Raw genomic sequence first — 16,706 nt, 5'->3', positions numbered from 1 at the left:
GAACCAAACATGCGCGGGCAATGACTTATGTATTTTTGCGTATTGTGCCGGATCGAGTGGGCAAAGTACTCTCTTGTCACGCCAAAAGGCCGCGTGAAGCGCGCGTAACAGCGAATCAGCGGCATCAAAAAGCCGATTTTCAGTTGGTTTCAACATGGAAGGGACACTCAGATGAACAAGGTCTATCCCAGCGCGAAAGCCGCGCTCGAGGACATCGTCAAGGACGGGCAGACGTTCGCCGTCGGCGGTTTCGGGCTGTGCGGCATTCCCGAAGCGCTCATCGCCGCGCTGCGCGACACCGGCGTGAAGGACATCACCTGCATCAGCAATAACGCGGGCGTCGATGGCTTCGGCCTCGGTCTGCTGCTCGAAACGCGCCAGATCAAGAAGATGATTTCGTCGTACGTCGGCGAAAACAAGGAGTTCGAGCGGCAATATCTCGCCGGCGAACTCGAACTCGAATTCACGCCGCAAGGCACGCTCGCCGAGAAACTGCGCGCGGGCGGCTCGGGCATTCCGGCGTTCTTCACGAACACCGGCTTCGGCACCGTGATCGCCGACGGCAAGGAAACGCGCCAGTTCGGCGAGAACCACTACGTGCTCGAACATTCGCTGACGGCGGACGTCGGTATCGTGAAGGCATGGAAAGCCGACAAGTCCGGCAATCTGATCTACCGCCGCACGGCGCGCAACTTCAACCCGATGTGCGCGATGGCCGGCAAGATCACCGTCGCCGAAGTGGAAGAGATCGTCGAGACGGGCGAACTCGATCCGGACATGATTCATACGCCCGGCATCTTCGTGCAGCGCCTCGTCCTGAATGCGCATCCGGAAAAGCGCATCGAACAACGTATCGTCCGCGCGAAAGGAGCGTAATCATGGCTTGGACTCGTGACCAGATGGCCGCGCGCGCGGCGAAGGAACTGCAGGACGGCTTCTACGTGAACCTCGGCATCGGCTTGCCGACGCTCGTCGCCAATCACGTGCCGGACGGCATGGAAGTGTGGCTGCAATCGGAAAACGGCCTGCTGGGCATCGGCCCGTCGCCGTATGAAGACGAAGTCGACGCCGACCTCATCAACGCCGGCAAGCAGACCGTGACCACGTTGCCGGGCTCGTCGATCTTTTCGTCGGCGGATTCGTTCGCGATGATCCGCGGCGGCCACATCAACCTGGCGATCCTCGGCGCGATGCAGATCAGCAAGAAGGGCGATCTCGCGAACTGGATGATTCCCGGCAAGATGATCAAGGGCATGGGCGGCGCGATGGACCTCGTCGCTGGCGTCAAGAAGGTCGTCGTGCTGATGGAACACGTCGCGAAGGGCGACCAGCACAAGATTCTCGACGAATGCACGCTGCCGCTGACGGGCGTGGGCGTCGTGGATCGCATCATCACCGACCTCGGCGTGATCGACGTCACCGACAACGGCCTGAAGCTCGTCGAACTGGCCGACGGCGTGAGCGTCGAGGAAATTCAGAAGAAGACGGGCGCGCCGCTCGATGTTACGAGCGTGAAGTGAGCGCGATGTGACCTGAACGCCGCTCGTGCGGCGTGAGCGCGGACCGGGGCGGGCGAAGCTGTTGAAGCTTCGCCCGCTTTGTTTTTGCACGCGTGGCCGCATCTGCGTTGCGCGCGAGTGGGGTCGTCCATTCGGCCAGGCTCCGCTCGATCAGGGCTGATGGGCTTTACAATCGTTTGGACACTTCCCATGAGGATCTCTCCATGACCGCATCCATCGTCGTCGAAGCAGTGCATTCCGATCTGAGCGAGCCGCGCCAGCGCTTCGTGCAATGTGCGAGCCCGGCGGGTCTGCATCGCATGGCCTATACGGAATGGGGCGATCCGGCGAATCCGCGCGTGCTGCTCTGCGTGCATGGTTTGACGCGCTCGGGCCGCGACTTCGACAAGCTCGCGCAGGCGTTCTCGCACGACTATCGCGTGGTGTGTCCGGATGTGGTCGGGCGTGGCCTGTCCGACTGGCTGGCCGATCCGCGCTACTACGGCGTGGCGCAATATGTCGCCGATATGGTCACGCTGGTCGCGCGCCTGAACGTGGAGACGGTGGACTGGTTCGGCACGTCGATGGGCGGGCTCATCGGCATGGCGCTCGGCGGGCTGCCGAACACGCCGATCAGGAGGATGCTGCTCAACGACGTCGGGCCGCATATCGAGCCGATCGCGCTTCAGCGCATCGGCGATTATCTCGGCAAGCCGGCGCGCTTCGCTTCGCTCGATGAGGGCGTGCGTCACGCGGCGGCGCTCGCGTCGTCGTTCGGGCCGCTGACGGACGCGGAGTGGGCCAGCATCAACACGCCGCTGCTGCACGAACGCGATGGCGCGTGGGGCTTTCGCTACGACCCGGGCATCGCGACGCCTTTCACGTCGGCGACCGACGAACAGAACGCCGCCGGCGAAGCGTTCCTGTGGCACTCGCTCGCGTCGATCAGGACGCCGGTGCTCGTCGTGCGCGGCGAGACTTCGGATTTGCTGTCGCGTGAGACGGTCGCGCAGATGGTCGAAAAAGGCCAGGCCGTGACGAGCGCCGAGATTCCGGGCGCGGGGCATGCGCCGGCCTTTCTTGTCGAGGATCAAATCGCCGTCGCCAGGGGGTTCTTTCTCGAACATGGCGGCAGCGGGGCATAATATTGGGCTGGGCGTGCGTCGCTGGTGCCCGTTTTTTCATCATTCATTGATCAGGAACACACAATGGCAGTCATTCGTCATCACGTCGGCCCGCGCCTTTCCGAGATCGCGATCCACAACGGCACGGTGTATCTCGCCGGCCAGATCGCGGAAGACACGGAGCAGGACATCACCGGTCAGACGCGTGAAGTGCTCGGCCACATCGACCGCTTGCTCGAAGAGGCGAACAGCGACAAGTCGCATCTGCTGTCGGTGCAGATCTACATCTCGGACATGATTCACTTCCCCGGCATGAACGCGGTGTGGGATTCGTGGGTCGCTGCTGGCAACACGCCGCCGCGCGCCACGGTCGAGTCGAAGCTGGCCAATCCCGCGTGCCTCGTCGAAATCGTCGTGATCGCAGCTCAACGCAGCTGATCGACTGCTTCGCCTGAAGTCGTCGCATTGCCCGCATGACCGAGACCGCCGTCCGCGCCGAAATGCTGCCCGAGCCGTCCATCGACGACGCGCTCGCGTTCGTGCGCGAGCGCGCCGGGGACGCGCGCGTCTCGACGGGCGAGTCGCTCGCCGATCACGCGGTCGGCACCGCGCGCATCATGCAGACGCTCAACGTCGATTCGCATGCCGTCGCCGCCGCGGCGCTGTTCGTGCTCGCGCCGCATCTCGACGATCCGGACAAGGTCATCGCCGAGCGTTTCGGTCCGGAAGTGCAGCGGCTCGTCGGCGATGTGCGCAAGCTCCTGCGGCTGGGCTCCGTGAGCTCGCGCGCGACGCTCGCGGAACTGCCCGAGAACACGCGCGATGCGCAGGCCGCGCGCCGCGCGCAAGTCGAGGCGCTGCGCAAGATGTTGCTCGCGTTCGCGCAGGACATCCGCGTCGTGCTCATCAGGCTTGCGTCGCGCGTGCAGACGCTGCGTTATCACGCCGCGCACAAGACCGAGCCGTCGCCGGACGTGCCGCGCGAGACGCTAGAAATCTACGCGCCGCTCGCCAACCGGCTCGGCATCTGGCAACTGAAGTGGGAACTCGAGGATCTCTCGTTCCGCTTCCAGGATCCGGTCACCTACAAGCGCATCGCCAAGCTGCTCGATGAAAAGCGCGTCGAGCGCGAAACTTATGTGACCGAGGCGATCGCGCGTCTGCAGAAGGAACTCGACACCGCGCACATCAAGGCCGACGTGAGCGGGCGGCCGAAGCACATCTACAGCATCTGGAAGAAGATGCGCGGCAAGCATCTCGACTTCGCCGAGCTGAACGACGTGCGCGCGTTCCGCGTGATTGTCGGCGATATCAAGGACTGCTATACCGTGCTCGGCATCGTGCACAACCTGTGGCAGCCGGTCCCGCGCGAGTTCGACGACTACATCTCGCGACCCAAGCCGAACGGATATATGTCGTTGCACACGGTCGTGATCGGCGACGACGGGCGCGCGTTCGAAGTGCAGATCCGCACGCAGGAGATGCATCAGTTCGCCGAATACGGCGTGGCTGCGCACTGGCGCTACAAGGAGGCCGGCACGCGCGGCTATGCGGGCCAGGTGACGGCGAACGAGAAATACGACGAGAAGATCGCGTGGCTGCGCCAGTTGCTCGCGTGGAAGGACGATGTCGAAGGCGAGCCGCCGGGCTGGCAACATCTGCGCGACGCCACGCTCGACGACGACCATATCTACGTGCTGACGCCGCAGGCGCGCGTCATCGCGTTGCCGCAGGGCGCGACTGCCGTCGATTTTGCGTATCACCTGCACAGTGAGCTGGGACATCGTTGCCGCGGCGCGCGCGTCGACGGCGCAATGGTGCCACTCAATACACCGCTGCAGAACGGCCAGACGGTCGAGATCGTCGCGGTGAAGGAGGGCGGGCCGTCGCGCGACTGGCTCAATCCGCAACTCGGCTATCTGCAAAGCGGGCGCGCGCGGCAGAAGGTGCGTTCGTGGTTCCTCGCGGCGGACGCGGCGGAGAACATCGCGGCGGGCCGGACGATCGTCGAAAAGACCTTGCAGCGCGAAGGGAAGACCTCGGTCAGCCTCGAACAACTGGCGGCGAAGCTCGGCTTCAAGACGCCCGAGGATCTCTACGCGGTCGTCGCGAAGGAAGAGTTCAGTCTGCGCCACATCGAACAGGCGCTCTCCGATGCGCCGCCGCCCGAGCCCGAGCCCGAAGCGCCCGAGCAGTTCGAAAAGCGCAGCAGCGGGCAGAGCGTCGCGCATGGCGCGTCGACGGGCGTGCTGGTCGTCGGCGTCGATGCGTTGCTTACGCAGCTTGCGCGCTGCTGCCGTCCGGCGCCGCCCGATCCGATCGCGGGCTTCGTCACGCGTGGCAAGGGCATGTCGATTCACCGCACCGATTGCGCGACCTTCGAGCGCATGGCCCAGCGCTCGCCCGAGCGCGTGCTGCACACGACATGGTCCGCCGAAGTGATGAACGGGCGCGGATCATCGGTGTATCCGGTGGATCTGTCGGTCGAGTCAGCGGACCGGCAGGGCTTGCTGCGCGATATCTCCGAAGTGTTCGCGCGCGAGAAAATCAACGTGATCGGCGTGAAAAGCCAGAGCCGCAGGAATATCGCGTATATGCAGTTCACCGTGGAAGTATCGAACGCAGCGCAGATTCAGCGTGCGTGCACGCTGCTCGGTGAGATACAAGGTGTGATTCGCGCGTCGCGGCGTGCGTGATCGGCGGGATGTTGAACGGATCGGCGAATATTTTCGATTTTTCTGAAGATAAGCACTTGCCAAGATCCGAAACGCTCCATATAATCTCACTTCTTTCAGGCTCGTAGCTCAGCTGGTTAGAGCACCACCTTGACATGGTGGGGGTCGTTGGTTCGAGTCCAATCGAGCCTACCAACGAAACAGAAACTGCGGTTCACCGGAGTTTCGAACCGCAAGAAGCGCTCAGCGCAAAAGGCGAAAAGAAATGGCACGTCGAACGTTGACCGAAACACATTCGGAGCGACGCTAGTCGAGGACCTATTTCGCCTTCTGCCAAATTGTTTCGCGGTATGTGTGAAAAGTGAATGCGGCCCCTCGATAGCGGGGCCGCATTTTTTTTGCCTTGCGATTTCTGAAATGAAGTCGCGCGGCAATGCTTAATCGAATCGCTCGGCATGCGCGGAGCGTCTTGGAGAACGATATGGTTTCGGTACGTTTGCCTGATGGGTCGGTCCGACAATACGACCACCCGGTGACCGTCGCGGAAGTCGCGGCATCGATCGGCGCGGGCCTCGCCAAGGCGGCGCTCGCCGGCAAGCTCAATGGCGAACTCGTCGACACCTCGTTTCTGATCGACAAGGATTCGTCGCTTGCCATCGTCACGGACAAAGACCCGGAAGGCGTCGATGTCGTGCGTCACTCGACCGCGCACTTGCTGGCGTATGCGGTGAAGGATCTGTTTCCCGAAGCGCAGGTGACCATCGGGCCGGTCATCGACAACGGGTTCTATTACGACTTCTCGTACAGCCGCCCCTTTACGCCCGAAGATCTCGAGAAGATCGAAAAGCGCATGCAGGAACTCGCGAAGAAAGACGAGCCGGTGTCGCGCCGCGTCGTGTCGCGCAACGAGGCGGTCGAGTACTTCAAGAGCATCGGCGAGCAGTACAAGGCGCAGATCATCGAATCGATCCCGGAAAGCGATGAGATCAGGCTTTATGGCCACGGCAATTTCATCGATCTGTGCCGCGGCCCGCATGTGCCGTCCACCGGCAAGCTGAAGGTCTTCAAGCTGATGAAGGTCGCGGGCGCGTACTGGCGCGGCGATTCGAAGAACGAGCAATTGCAGCGCATTTACGGCACCGCCTGGACCAAGAAGGAAGACCAGGACGCGTACCTGCACATGCTCGAAGAAGCCGAAAAGCGCGATCATCGCAAGCTCGGCAAGCAGCTCGACCTGTTCCATCTGCAGGACGAAGCGCCGGGCATGGTGTTCTGGCATCCGAAGGGCTGGTCGCTGTGGCAGCAGGTCGAGCAGTACATGCGCCGTCGCGTGAACGACGCCGGCTATCTCGAGATCAAGACTCCGATGGTGATGGACCGCTCGCTCTGGGAAGCGTCGGGCCACTGGCAGAACTATCGTGAAAACATGTTCACGACCGAGTCCGAAAAGCGCGACTACGCCATCAAGCCGATGAACTGCCCCGGTCACGTTCAGGTGTTCAACCACGGCCTGCGTTCGTACCGCGATCTGCCGCTGCGTTACGCGGAATTCGGTTCGTGCCATCGCAACGAGCCGTCGGGCGCGCTGCACGGCCTGATGCGCGTGCGCGGCTTCGTTCAGGACGATGCGCACATCTTCTGTACCGAGGACCAGTTCATCGCGGAATCGATCGCCTTCAACACCCTCGCGATGAGCGTGTACAAGGATTTCGGCTTCGATCACATCGACATCAAGCTGTCGCTGCGCCCGGAACAGCGCGCCGGCACCGATGAAACCTGGGATCGCGCGGAAGAGGGCTTGCGCGAGGCGCTGACCGCGTGCGGTCTGCAGTGGGAGGAGCTCGCCGGCGAAGGCGCGTTCTACGGTCCGAAGATTGAGTACCACATCAAGGATGCGCTCGGCCGTTCGTGGCAATGCGGCACGCTGCAGCTCGATATGGTGCTGCCGGAGCGGCTCGGCGCGGAGTATGTCGGGGAAGACAACAGCCGCCGCCGTCCGGTGATGCTTCACCGCGCAATCGTCGGGTCGATGGAGCGTTTTCTCGGCATTCTGATCGAGCACCATGCCGGTGCAATGCCGCCGTGGCTCGCGCCGACCCAGGCTGTTGTGCTGAATATTGCTGAAAGTCAGGCTGAATATGCCGGAAATCTGACCCAATCGTTGCAAAAACAAGGGCTTAGAGTGGAGTCCGATTTGCGCAACGAGAAGATTAGCTATAAAATACGCGAGCACACGCTGCAAAAGGTTCCGTATTTGCTGGTCGTCGGGGACAAGGAGCGTGATGCGCAAACCGTGGCCGTGCGTGCTCGTGGCGGTGTCGATCTGGGCGTGATGCCGGTCGACGCATTCCTCGAACGTCTGCAGCAGGAAGTGCGGGCGTTCAAGTAAGTCACTCGCAGCGCGGCTTGTTTTTTCATTTTTAGAGGAAACGTAACATCGCTACTGATAAGTCGTCACATCGCATCAACGGTGAAATTACCGCGCCGGAAGTGCGCTTGGTCGGAGTGGACAACGAGCCGCTCGGAATCGTGAAGCTGGCCGAAGCGTTCCGTCAATCGGAACAGCTCGACGTGGATCTCGTCGAAATCGCGCCGCAGGCGTCGCCGCCTGTCTGCCGTTTGATGGATTACGGCAAGTTCAAGTATTCGGAAGCGAAGAAGCAGCACGAAGCGAAGTTGAAGCAGAAGATCGTGCAGGTGAAGGAAGTCAAATTCCGCCCCGGCACGGATGACGGTGACTACAACGTCAAGCTGCGCAACCTCACGCGCTTCCTCGAAGACGGCGACAAGACGAAAATCACGTTGCGTTTCCGCGGCCGTGAAATGGCGCACCAGGAAATTGGCATGCGTATGCTCGAACGTCTGAAGACGGATCTGGATGAATTCGGCCAGGTCGAGCAGATGCCGAAGATGGAAGGGCGTCAGATGATCATGGTGCTTGCCCCGAAGAAAAAGGGTAAGTAAGCACAGGTAGCAAGACAGTGGATCGCGCGCCGTCGCAAGGCGGCTGGCGCGGCATTGTCGGAAGTTTCAGGGCGTGGCCGCTTCGGCGGCGGCGCTCATGAAAGGCGGCGGTTCTTCACCGAACCGTTCGCGCATAAGTGGAGCGTGGGTTTCGAAGGGCGGGAAGGGGTTCGTTGGCAGCATCGGCGGATCAGCCGCACACCCATGACCATCTAATAAACTGGAGTTGTTTCATGCCGAAGATGAAGACCAAGAAGAGTGCTGCAAAGCGCTTCGTGGTGCGTCCGGGCGGTACCGTCAAGCGCGGTCAAGCGTTCAAGCGCCACATTCTTACCAAGAAAACCACCAAGAACAAACGCCATCTGCGTGGCATCACCGGAGTTCATGAGTCTGATATGAACTCCGTGCGCGCAATGCTGCCGTTCGCGTAACCTCAACTTACACTCATAGGAGAGCAACATGCCTCGAGTAAAACGTGGGGTTACCGCACGGGCCCGTCACAAGAAGATCATCCGTCTGGCCAAGGGTTACCGCGGCCGTCGCAATAACGTCTATCGCATCGCCAAGCAGGCGGTCATGCGCGCAGGGCAGTACGCCTACCGCGATCGCCGCAACAAGAAGCGTGTGTTCCGCGCACTGTGGATCACGCGTATCAACGCGGCGGTGCGTCAGCACGACATGACCTACAGCGTGTTCATCAACGGCCTGAAGAAGGCTTCGATCGAACTCGACCGCAAGGTTTTGGCTGACATGGCTGTGTTCGACAAGGCTGCTTTTGCTGCGATCGTGAAGCAGGTGAAAGCCGCCGTTGCAGCCTAATTGCGAAATTAGTACTGCGTGGTTCGCCTCTTCGTCGCCGGGTTGTTGACGGCGGCGCAAAGGCAGAAAACGGGGCTCTCACCGAGCCCCGTTTTTGTTGGTCGGACGGTTTTGCACATCACATGCGTATCGTCTAGCGTGGATGAGCAAAACCGAACCTAAGTTTGAATTTCGACGTTAAAAGATGGGATCAATGGATCTGGACCAGATTGTCGCCGACGCGAAAAGCGCCTTTGAACACGCCACCGATACCACCACGCTCGAAAACGAGAAGGCCCGGTTTCTCGGCAAGTCCGGCGCGCTGACCGAATTGCTGAAGGGGCTGGGCAAGCTCGATCCGGAAGCGAAGAAGACCGCAGGCGCGCGCATCAATCAGGCGAAGCAGCAGGTCGAAGCCGCGCTGAACACGCGCCGCCAGGCGCTCGCCGACGCGCTGCTGAACCAGCGTCTCGCGGCCGAAGCCATCGACGTCACGCTGCCGGGACGCGGCGCGGACGCGGGCACGCTGCATCCGGTGATGCGCACATGGGAGCGCGTCGAACAGGTGTTTCGCACCATCGGCTTCGACGTGGCCGACGGCCCCGAGATCGAAACCGACTGGTACAACTTCACCGCGCTGAACAGCCCGGAGAACCACCCGGCGCGCTCGATGCAGGACACGTTCTACGTCGACGGCAAGGATGCCGATGGCCGGCCGCTCCTGCTTCGCACGCACACGAGCCCGATGCAGGTGCGCTACGCGCGCATGAACAAGCCGCCGATCAAGGTGATCGTGCCGGGCCGCACGTACCGCGTCGACAGCGACGCCACGCACTCGCCGATGTTCAACCAGGTCGAAGGCCTGTGGATCGAAGAGAACATCAGCTTCGCGGACCTGAAGGGCGTGTACACCGATTTCCTCAAGAAATTTTTCGAGCGCGACGACATTCTCGTGCGCTTCCGTCCGTCGTATTTCCCGTTCACGGAGCCGTCCGCCGAGATCGACATGATGTTCGAGCATGGCAAGAACGCGGGTAAATGGCTGGAAATCTCCGGCTCGGGTCAGGTGCATCCGACCGTCATCCGCAACATGGGCCTCGACCCGGAGCGCTACATCGGCTTCGCGTTCGGCAGCGGCCTCGAGCGCCTGACGATGCTGCGCTACGGCGTGCAGGACCTGCGTCTGTTCTTCGAGAACGATCTGCGTTTCCTGCGCCAGTTCGCTTGACGCCCGCGGCGATCGCTGCTCAAGAAGCGGCGATCGAGAGACTCCAAACATTTCGAACGTAGACACACATGCAATTCCCAGAATCCTGGCTCCGCAGTTTCGTCGATCCCAAGCTCTCCACGGACGAACTCGCGCACGCGCTGACGATGGCCGGTCTCGAAGTCGAAGACCTGCGTCCGGTCGCGCCGCCGACCACGAAGATCGTCGTCGGGCAGGTGCTCGAAGTGGCGAAGCATCCGAACGCCGACAAGCTCAATGTCTGTCAGGTCGATGCCGGCACGGGCACGCAACTGAACATCGTGTGCGGCGCGCCGAATGTGTCGCCGGGCATCAAGGTGCCGGTCGCGCTGATCGGCGCGGTCTTGCCGCCGGCCGAAGCAGGCGGCGAGCCGTTCGCGATCAAGCCCACGAAGCTGCGCGGCGTCGATAGCGAGGGCATGCTGTGCTCGGCGCGCGAACTGAAGCTGTCGGAAGATCACAGCGGTCTGCTGATTCTGTCCGCCGATGCGAAGGTCGGTCAGGACATCCGCGAGACGCTCAATCTCGACGACACCGTATTCGAGATCAAGCTCACGCCGAACAAGGCGGATTGCCTGTCGGTGTTCGGCGTCGCGCGCGAGACCGCTGCGATCACCGGCGCGCCGCTCAAGGCGCTCGATATCCCCGCGGTCGAAACGAAGCTCGACGAAAAGCTGCCCGTGAAGATCATGGCGCCCGACTTGTGCGGCCGCTTTTCCGGCCGCGTGATCCGCGGCGTGAACGCGCACGCGAAGTCGCCGCAATGGATGATCGAGCGTCTCGAACGCGCGGGCCAGCGCAGCATTTCCGCGCTCGTCGACATCTCGAATTACGTGATGCTCGAACTCGGCCGCCCGTCGCACGTGTTCGATCTCGACAAGATCCACGGCGCGATGGAAGTGCGCTGGGGCAAGAAGGGCGAGTCGCTCAAGCTGCTGAACGGCAACACCATCGAGGTCGATGAAACCGTCGGCGTGATCGCGGACGATCACCATCTCGAAAGCCTTGCCGGCATCATGGGCGGCGACAGCACCGCCGTGACGCTCGACACGACCAACATCTATCTCGAGGCCGCGTTCTGGTGGCCCGACTCGATTCGCGGCCGCGCGCGCAAGTACAACTTCTCGACCGATGCGGCGCATCGCTTCGAGCGTGGCGTCGATTACTCGACGACCGTCGAGCATATCGAGCGCATCTCGCGCCTGATCCTCGATATCTGCGGCGGCGAGGCCGGTCCCGTCGACGATCAGATCGTCAACGTGCCGGAGCGCAATCCGGTGTCGATGCGCGTGTCGCGCGCGCATCGCATCATCGGCATCGAGATCGGCGCGGAAGAGATCGCGCAGATTTTCACGCGCCTGAACCTCGCGTTCGAGCGCGACGGCGACACCTTCAAGGTCACGCCGCCGCCGTATCGCTTCGATATCGAGATCGAGGAAGACCTGATCGAGGAAGTCGCGCGCATCTACGGTTTCGAGAAGATTCCGGCGCATCCGCCGGTCGCGCGCAGCGAGATGCGCATCACGGACGAAACGAAGCGCTCGATCCACACGCTGCGCCATGAAGTGGCCGCGCGCGATTACTCGGAGACGGTGAACTTCAGTTTCGTCGACGCCGAGTGGGAGAGCGACTTCGCCGGCAACGATAACCCGATCAGGCTTCTGAACCCTATCGCGAGCCAGCTCTCGGTGATGCGCACGACGACCTTCGGCAGCCTGATCGAAGTGCTGCGCTACAACCTGAACCGTCGCGCGGACCGCATTCGCGTGTTCGAGGCGGGTCGCGTGTTCCATCGCGATGCAGCCGTGAAGGCGGGCGAGCTGGCGGTCGAAGGCTTCGCGCAACCGAAGATGATCGGCGGCCTCGCCTATGGTCCGGTGATCGAGGAGCAGTGGGGCGCGGCCTCGCGCAACGTCGACTTCTTCGACGTGAAGGGCGATGTCGAAGCGCTCTTCGCGCCCGTCGCGCCGCGCTTCGTGAAGGCCGAACATCCGGCGCTGCATCCGGGACGCAGCGCGCGCATCGAAGTCGCGGGGCGCGCGGTCGGCTGGATCGGCGAACTGCATCCGCGCTGGCTGCAAAAGTACGATCTGCCGAACGCGCCGATCCTGTTCGAAATCGAGGCCGACGCGCTGATGGATCGCGCGCTGCCGGTGCCGTCCGAAGTGTCGAAATTTCCGCCCGTGCGGCGCGATATCGCGATTGTCGTGGATCAACACGTGCCGGTTCAGGCGCTTCTCGACGAGCTCGAAAATGCCCGCTCGGAGACCGCTTGCAGGCACGTCACGAGGGTTGCGCTTTTCGATGAATTTCGTCCAAAATCAAATACTTCCGGCGGCTTGGGAGCACATGAGAAAAGTCTTGCCTTCCGTGTAACGTTGCAAGATACTGGCGGCACGCTTCAGGACGAAACGGTCGATACGGCCATCAAAACACTGGTGGATCGCCTGGCTCGAGTACACGGCGCGCGGTTGCGCGGATAGCCTGATGGCCCGTCCGTTTCAGCCGCCAGGTCTCAACATGGCAAGCGCCGTTTTACCGATATGAACCAAATGAACTCGAGTGATTTCGAAGCCCTTCTTTCGGCGCAGCGTAGCGCCATGACCCGAGATACCCAGACCTCGAGCGCAAACGGCGATACGCCGACGCTCACCAAAGCCGAACTCGCGGAGATGCTGTTCGACCACGTCGGTCTGAACAAGCGCGAAGCCAAGGACATGGTCGAAGCTTTCTTCGAAGTCATCCGCGATGCGCTGGAGAGCGGGGAGAGCGTCAAGCTGTCCGGCTTCGGCAATTTCCAGTTGCGCGACAAGCCGCAACGTCCGGGCCGCAATCCGAAGACGGGCGAGGCCATTCCTATCGCCGCGCGGCGGGTCGTCACGTTTCATGCAAGTCAGAAGCTGAAGGCGCTGGTCGAAACGGGAGCGGAGTCCGATCTCGCTCGCTGAAGTCCCGGCGGCACGCTAAAGACCGGTGTGCCGCATCGCTTGCCACCGCGCTTCAATCGACATCACTTATAAGATGGTTGATCGACGATGGAAAAAGTCGTCTTGCCTCCGATCCCCGCCAAGCGTTACTTCACGATTGGGGAAGTCAGTGAGTTGTGCGGCGTCAAGCCGCACGTGCTGCGCTATTGGGAACAGGAGTTCACGCAACTGAGGCCGGTCAAGCGGCGCGGCAATCGCCGCTATTATCAGCATCACGAAGTCCTGCTGATCCGGCGGATCCGCGAGTTGCTGTACGAGCAGGGCTTCACCATCAACGGCGCGCGCAACCGGCTCGATTCACAGGGGCGCGCCATCAGCGATGAAGCCGAGATCGATGCCGAAGCGCAAGCGTCAGGACACGCGCAGCCGGGCGTCGATGTCGATCAGCTACGCAAGGATATTCTTCAGGTGATCGACCTCCTCGGTGGATGAGCGTCTCGTCGACCCATACAAGTCATGCCGCGATTCGTCGCGGCATTTTTTTCGTCCAGGCGACGCGCTGCACGCGTTCCGAGACGGCAGTAGCATATTTCCTCGTTGCCGCGCCGGGCGCGTTCGCCGCGGCCTTTTCACGTCGATTCAGGAGGGCTTATGCGAGTGCTGCTCATTGGCGCAACCGGCATGTTGGGCACGGAGATCAAACGGATCCTCGATCCCGAGCATGATGTCATCACCGCGAGCCGCAAAGGCTCGGACGTCGCCGTCGATCTGTCGGACAAGGCGAGCATCGTCGCGATGTACGACAAGGTCGGGAAGGTCGGCGCGGTCGTGAGTGTCGGCGGCGCGGCGAAGTTCGCGCCGCTCGACGCGCTCGGCGACGACGACTACGCGTTCAGCATCACGAACAAGCTAATGGGACAGGTGAATCTCGTGCGCTGCGCGATCGGTCACGTGAACGAAGGCGGGTCTGTCACGCTGACGAGCGGCACGCTCGCGCAGCAACCGATGGTCGGCAGCGCGGCCGTGAGTATCGTCAATGCGGGCGTGGAAGGTTTCGTGCGCGCGGCCGCGCTCGAGTTGCAGGGCAAGCTGCGCGTGAACGTGGTGAGTCCGGGCTGGGTCGCGGAGACGCTGGCTTCGATGGGCAAGGATGCATCGCAAGGCATCGCGGCCGCCGATGTGGCGACGGTGTACAAGCGTGCCGTCGATGAATCGATGACCGGTCAGACGCTGCTCGCGGCTAAGACTTGATCCCGACGCGGAAGCGCTTCTTCGGACCCGCTGCCTGCGATGCCGGCAGCTTCGCCTTGACCGACCAGTAGACGATGCTCGGCCCGACGCCCCAAGGTGGATAGATGCGCCAGTCGCCGGCGCCGTGATGGAAAAAGTACAGCGCGAAGAAGCCGCCGGATTTGGGCGCGCTCACGCATACATAGCGGCTTCCGCCCGGGTAGATGCGACCGAAGCGGGTGACGCGCGCGCGGCTCGCCGGAACGAACCATCTCGAGACTTCCTTGCGCAAAGCGGAGGAAGTTCGGTCGGTTCGGATGCGCCGCGCTTGCGTGGGCGCTGAGACAGACGAAGGCATTGGACGCCGTTCCTTATATGTCACGTTAAGATTAGAGCTTAACTGACTGACGCACAAGTGTTTTTTCGTGTTCTAACGTCTGAATAAAGGGCTTCAACAAAGAATCGCGCTGGATGCTCCGGCCGAGCGACAAAAGAAAAAGGCTCTCCGGCCAAAAGCCGGAGAGCCTTTCAATTCTGGTCGGGGCGAGAGGATTTGAACCTCCGACCACCTGCACCCCATGCAGGTACGCTACCAGGCTGCGCTACGCCCCGAAAGAGCAAAAGTATACCAGACCGAAACGAATAGTAGAACTGCTTCGAACAATTTTGCCGTTGCCCACGGCAAATTCACTCGCGATGCGTCAAAGCGTCAGCTCCGAGTGCGAGTAAGGCGACGTCTGAATCTGCACTGAACCTTCGCGATCCGTCTTGTTCCCACGACCCGCGAGCGCGCGCGCGAAGCGCTGACGTCTGCGGAACCGCAGCGCCAGCAGCAGCGATATCGCGCATGGAATCAGATACGTCAGGATGCGCTCGCTCCACGCAGTCCGCGATCCAAAGCTGTCGTACGGCGTGCGCGCATTGAAGCCCGCGGACGCGAAGATCATCGTCAAGGTGAAGTCGAGCAGCATCGCCGAGAGACACAGGGCCAGAAACAGCAGCGCGCCGTTCCACGTCAAGGCGCCTTGACTCGCGTTCAACGCGCGGCAAATGAACAGCGCCAGCCCCAGCAAAGTCAGATTGAATGCCAGGGGAAGCCAGGGAAAATCCATATCGCGCGAGCCTCGCGTGCGGGTATCGGGGAAGATCCCGGCGGGGCGCAAGATGAAATTTTTTGTCGCGTATCGAGCGCCCGATCCGGAAACGGACGCGATCATCACACGCAGAACACGACTCTAGAATAAGAGTAATCCTAATCACATCGGCCGGTCTGCCAGCGACTCGGACAGGAAGTCGATGAAGGTCCGCACCTTCGTCGTCATGTATTTTCGGCTCGTGTACACGGCGTACACGGACGGCGCGAATGCCGTGTAGTTCGGCAGCACACGCACGAGCGCGCCCGACGCCAGTTCGGGCTCGACGATCCACGCGGGAAAGTACGCGAGCCCGAGTCCGGCGCGCACGAGCTGCAGCGCCATCGACGTATCGTTGGTCTTGAGCACGGCCTGATTTTTCACGATGAACGCGCCGTCCGGGCCAGTCAGCGTCACCGAGTCGATGTTCGTGTAGGTCGGCAACACGAAGCGATGCCGCGCGACATCGTCGGGATGGCGCAGCTTGCCGTGCTGCTCCAGATACGCTCGCGAGCCCGCGAGCACGAACGGCATCTTGCACAGGGGCCGCACGATCAGCGAGGGCGAGGGCTCGGAGGTCGCGCGGATCGCCATGTCGTAGCCTTCCTCGACGAGATCGACGAAGCGGTTCTCCAGCCGCAGATCGACGAGCACGCCGGGATAGCGTGCCTGATACGCGACGAGCAGATCCGCGAACGTGCGATTGGCGAACCAGCCCGGCGCGGTCACCTTGAGCACGCCTTGCGGCTGCGCGGTCTGCACGCCGACGGCGGCTTCCGCGGCCTGCAGGATGTCGAGTGCCTCGCTGCATTGCTCGTAATAGACGCTGCCGGCTTCCGTGAGGCTGAGGTGCCGCGTCGTGCGATTGAGCAGGCGCACACCCAGCTGGCGTTCCAGATTGGCGACATGCTTGCTTGTCATCGCGGTGGAGATGTCGAGCCGCTCGGCGGCTTTCACGAAGCTGCCTGCCTCGACGACTTCGCGAAATACGCGCAAGCTGGTCAGTGCGTCCATCGATCATTTCCTGGCTGGAAACAAAACGCCAATGTTATCCGGATTTATCGACGGGCGATGTCTGCATAGACTGGCCGCAATTCATCTATACGGGAG

17 protein-coding genes and 2 tRNA genes are annotated in these 16,706 nt (G+C 61.9%); 15 read left to right on the top strand and 4 right to left on the bottom strand.

Annotated elements, in window-relative coordinates:
* Positions 1-171: 171 nt before the first annotated feature.
* The 15 genes from AWB80_RS16400 (at position 172) to AWB80_RS16330 (ending at position 14,484) form a co-directional block, all read left to right on the top strand.
* Positions 172-876 (top strand): CoA transferase subunit A, encoded by a 705-nt coding sequence (locus AWB80_RS16400; protein WP_061175721.1) that lies wholly within the window; start codon positions 172-174, stop codon positions 874-876.
* Positions 877-878: 2 nt separating this feature from the next.
* A complete protein-coding gene (locus AWB80_RS16395; RefSeq protein ID WP_061175720.1) occupies positions 879-1,520 on the top strand; it encodes a CoA transferase subunit B in 642 nt (213 codons plus the stop codon).
* A 203-nt stretch (positions 1,521-1,723) separates the two neighbouring features.
* Complete coding sequence (locus AWB80_RS16390; RefSeq protein WP_061175719.1) at positions 1,724-2,644, top strand: alpha/beta fold hydrolase; 921 nt, start codon at positions 1,724-1,726, stop codon at positions 2,642-2,644.
* A 63-nt stretch (positions 2,645-2,707) separates the two neighbouring features.
* Positions 2,708-3,061, top strand: coding sequence for a RidA family protein (locus AWB80_RS16385; RefSeq protein ID WP_061175718.1), 354 nt, complete (start codon positions 2,708-2,710; stop codon positions 3,059-3,061).
* Between the two features lie 35 nt (positions 3,062-3,096).
* The gene (locus tag AWB80_RS16380) at positions 3,097-5,319 is read left to right on the top strand and encodes a RelA/SpoT family protein (protein ID WP_061175717.1); all 2,223 of its coding nucleotides are present in this window, start codon (positions 3,097-3,099) and stop codon (positions 5,317-5,319) included.
* A gap of 97 nt (positions 5,320-5,416) precedes the next feature.
* Positions 5,417-5,493: transfer RNA gene (locus tag AWB80_RS16375), tRNA-Val, on the top strand.
* 286 nt (positions 5,494-5,779) lie between these two features.
* Complete coding sequence (gene thrS, locus AWB80_RS16370; protein ID WP_061175716.1) at positions 5,780-7,687, top strand: threonine--tRNA ligase; 1,908 nt, start codon at positions 5,780-5,782, stop codon at positions 7,685-7,687.
* Positions 7,688-7,734: 47 nt separating this feature from the next.
* Entirely contained in the window at positions 7,735-8,262 is a 528-nt protein-coding gene (gene infC, locus AWB80_RS16365; protein ID WP_075644636.1) for a translation initiation factor IF-3, read from the top strand.
* Between the two features lie 233 nt (positions 8,263-8,495).
* Complete coding sequence (rpmI, locus tag AWB80_RS16360) at positions 8,496-8,693, top strand: 50S ribosomal protein L35 (RefSeq protein WP_061175715.1); 198 nt, start codon at positions 8,496-8,498, stop codon at positions 8,691-8,693.
* A 28-nt stretch (positions 8,694-8,721) separates the two neighbouring features.
* A complete protein-coding gene (gene rplT, locus AWB80_RS16355; RefSeq protein WP_008350196.1) occupies positions 8,722-9,081 on the top strand; it encodes a 50S ribosomal protein L20 in 360 nt (119 codons plus the stop codon).
* A 193-nt stretch (positions 9,082-9,274) separates the two neighbouring features.
* The gene (gene pheS / locus AWB80_RS16350; RefSeq protein ID WP_061175714.1) at positions 9,275-10,288 is read left to right on the top strand and encodes a phenylalanine--tRNA ligase subunit alpha; all 1,014 of its coding nucleotides are present in this window, start codon (positions 9,275-9,277) and stop codon (positions 10,286-10,288) included.
* Positions 10,289-10,356: 68 nt separating this feature from the next.
* Positions 10,357-12,789 carry a phenylalanine--tRNA ligase subunit beta gene (gene pheT / locus AWB80_RS16345; protein WP_061175713.1) on the top strand — a complete coding sequence of 811 codons (2,433 nt, stop codon included), beginning with the start codon at positions 10,357-10,359 and terminating at the stop codon, positions 12,787-12,789.
* Positions 12,790-12,849: 60 nt separating this feature from the next.
* On the top strand, positions 12,850-13,254 hold the full coding sequence (locus AWB80_RS16340; RefSeq protein WP_087131332.1) for an integration host factor subunit alpha: 405 nt from the start codon (positions 12,850-12,852) through the stop codon (positions 13,252-13,254).
* Positions 13,255-13,341: 87 nt separating this feature from the next.
* The gene (locus AWB80_RS16335; protein ID WP_061175711.1) at positions 13,342-13,725 is read left to right on the top strand and encodes a MerR family transcriptional regulator; all 384 of its coding nucleotides are present in this window, start codon (positions 13,342-13,344) and stop codon (positions 13,723-13,725) included.
* Positions 13,726-13,884: 159 nt separating this feature from the next.
* The gene (locus AWB80_RS16330) at positions 13,885-14,484 is read left to right on the top strand and encodes a short chain dehydrogenase (RefSeq protein WP_061175710.1); all 600 of its coding nucleotides are present in this window, start codon (positions 13,885-13,887) and stop codon (positions 14,482-14,484) included.
* Here AWB80_RS16330 and AWB80_RS16325 read toward each other — a convergent pair.
* From AWB80_RS16325 to AWB80_RS16310, 4 genes are all read right to left on the bottom strand, one after another.
* A complete protein-coding gene (locus tag AWB80_RS16325; protein WP_143328059.1) occupies positions 14,474-14,659 on the bottom strand; it encodes a hypothetical protein in 186 nt (61 codons plus the stop codon). The genes AWB80_RS16330 and AWB80_RS16325 overlap by 11 nt on opposite strands.
* Before the next feature lie 339 nt (positions 14,660-14,998).
* Positions 14,999-15,075: transfer RNA gene (locus AWB80_RS16320), tRNA-Pro, on the bottom strand.
* An 89-nt stretch (positions 15,076-15,164) separates the two neighbouring features.
* Positions 15,165-15,575, bottom strand: a complete 411-nt coding sequence (locus AWB80_RS16315) for a hypothetical protein (protein ID WP_061175821.1) — start codon at positions 15,573-15,575, stop codon at positions 15,165-15,167.
* Positions 15,576-15,719: 144 nt separating this feature from the next.
* Positions 15,720-16,610, bottom strand: a complete 891-nt coding sequence (locus AWB80_RS16310; protein ID WP_061175708.1) for a LysR family transcriptional regulator — start codon at positions 16,608-16,610, stop codon at positions 15,720-15,722.
* Between the last annotated feature and the right edge of the window lie 96 nt (positions 16,611-16,706).

It is taken from the genome of Caballeronia pedi, from assembly GCF_001544915.2.
Taxonomy (GTDB): domain Bacteria; phylum Pseudomonadota; class Gammaproteobacteria; order Burkholderiales; family Burkholderiaceae; genus Caballeronia; species Caballeronia pedi.
Note: the sequence above shows the minus strand (reverse complement) of the source record. Positions and strands in the feature narration are given on the sequence as shown.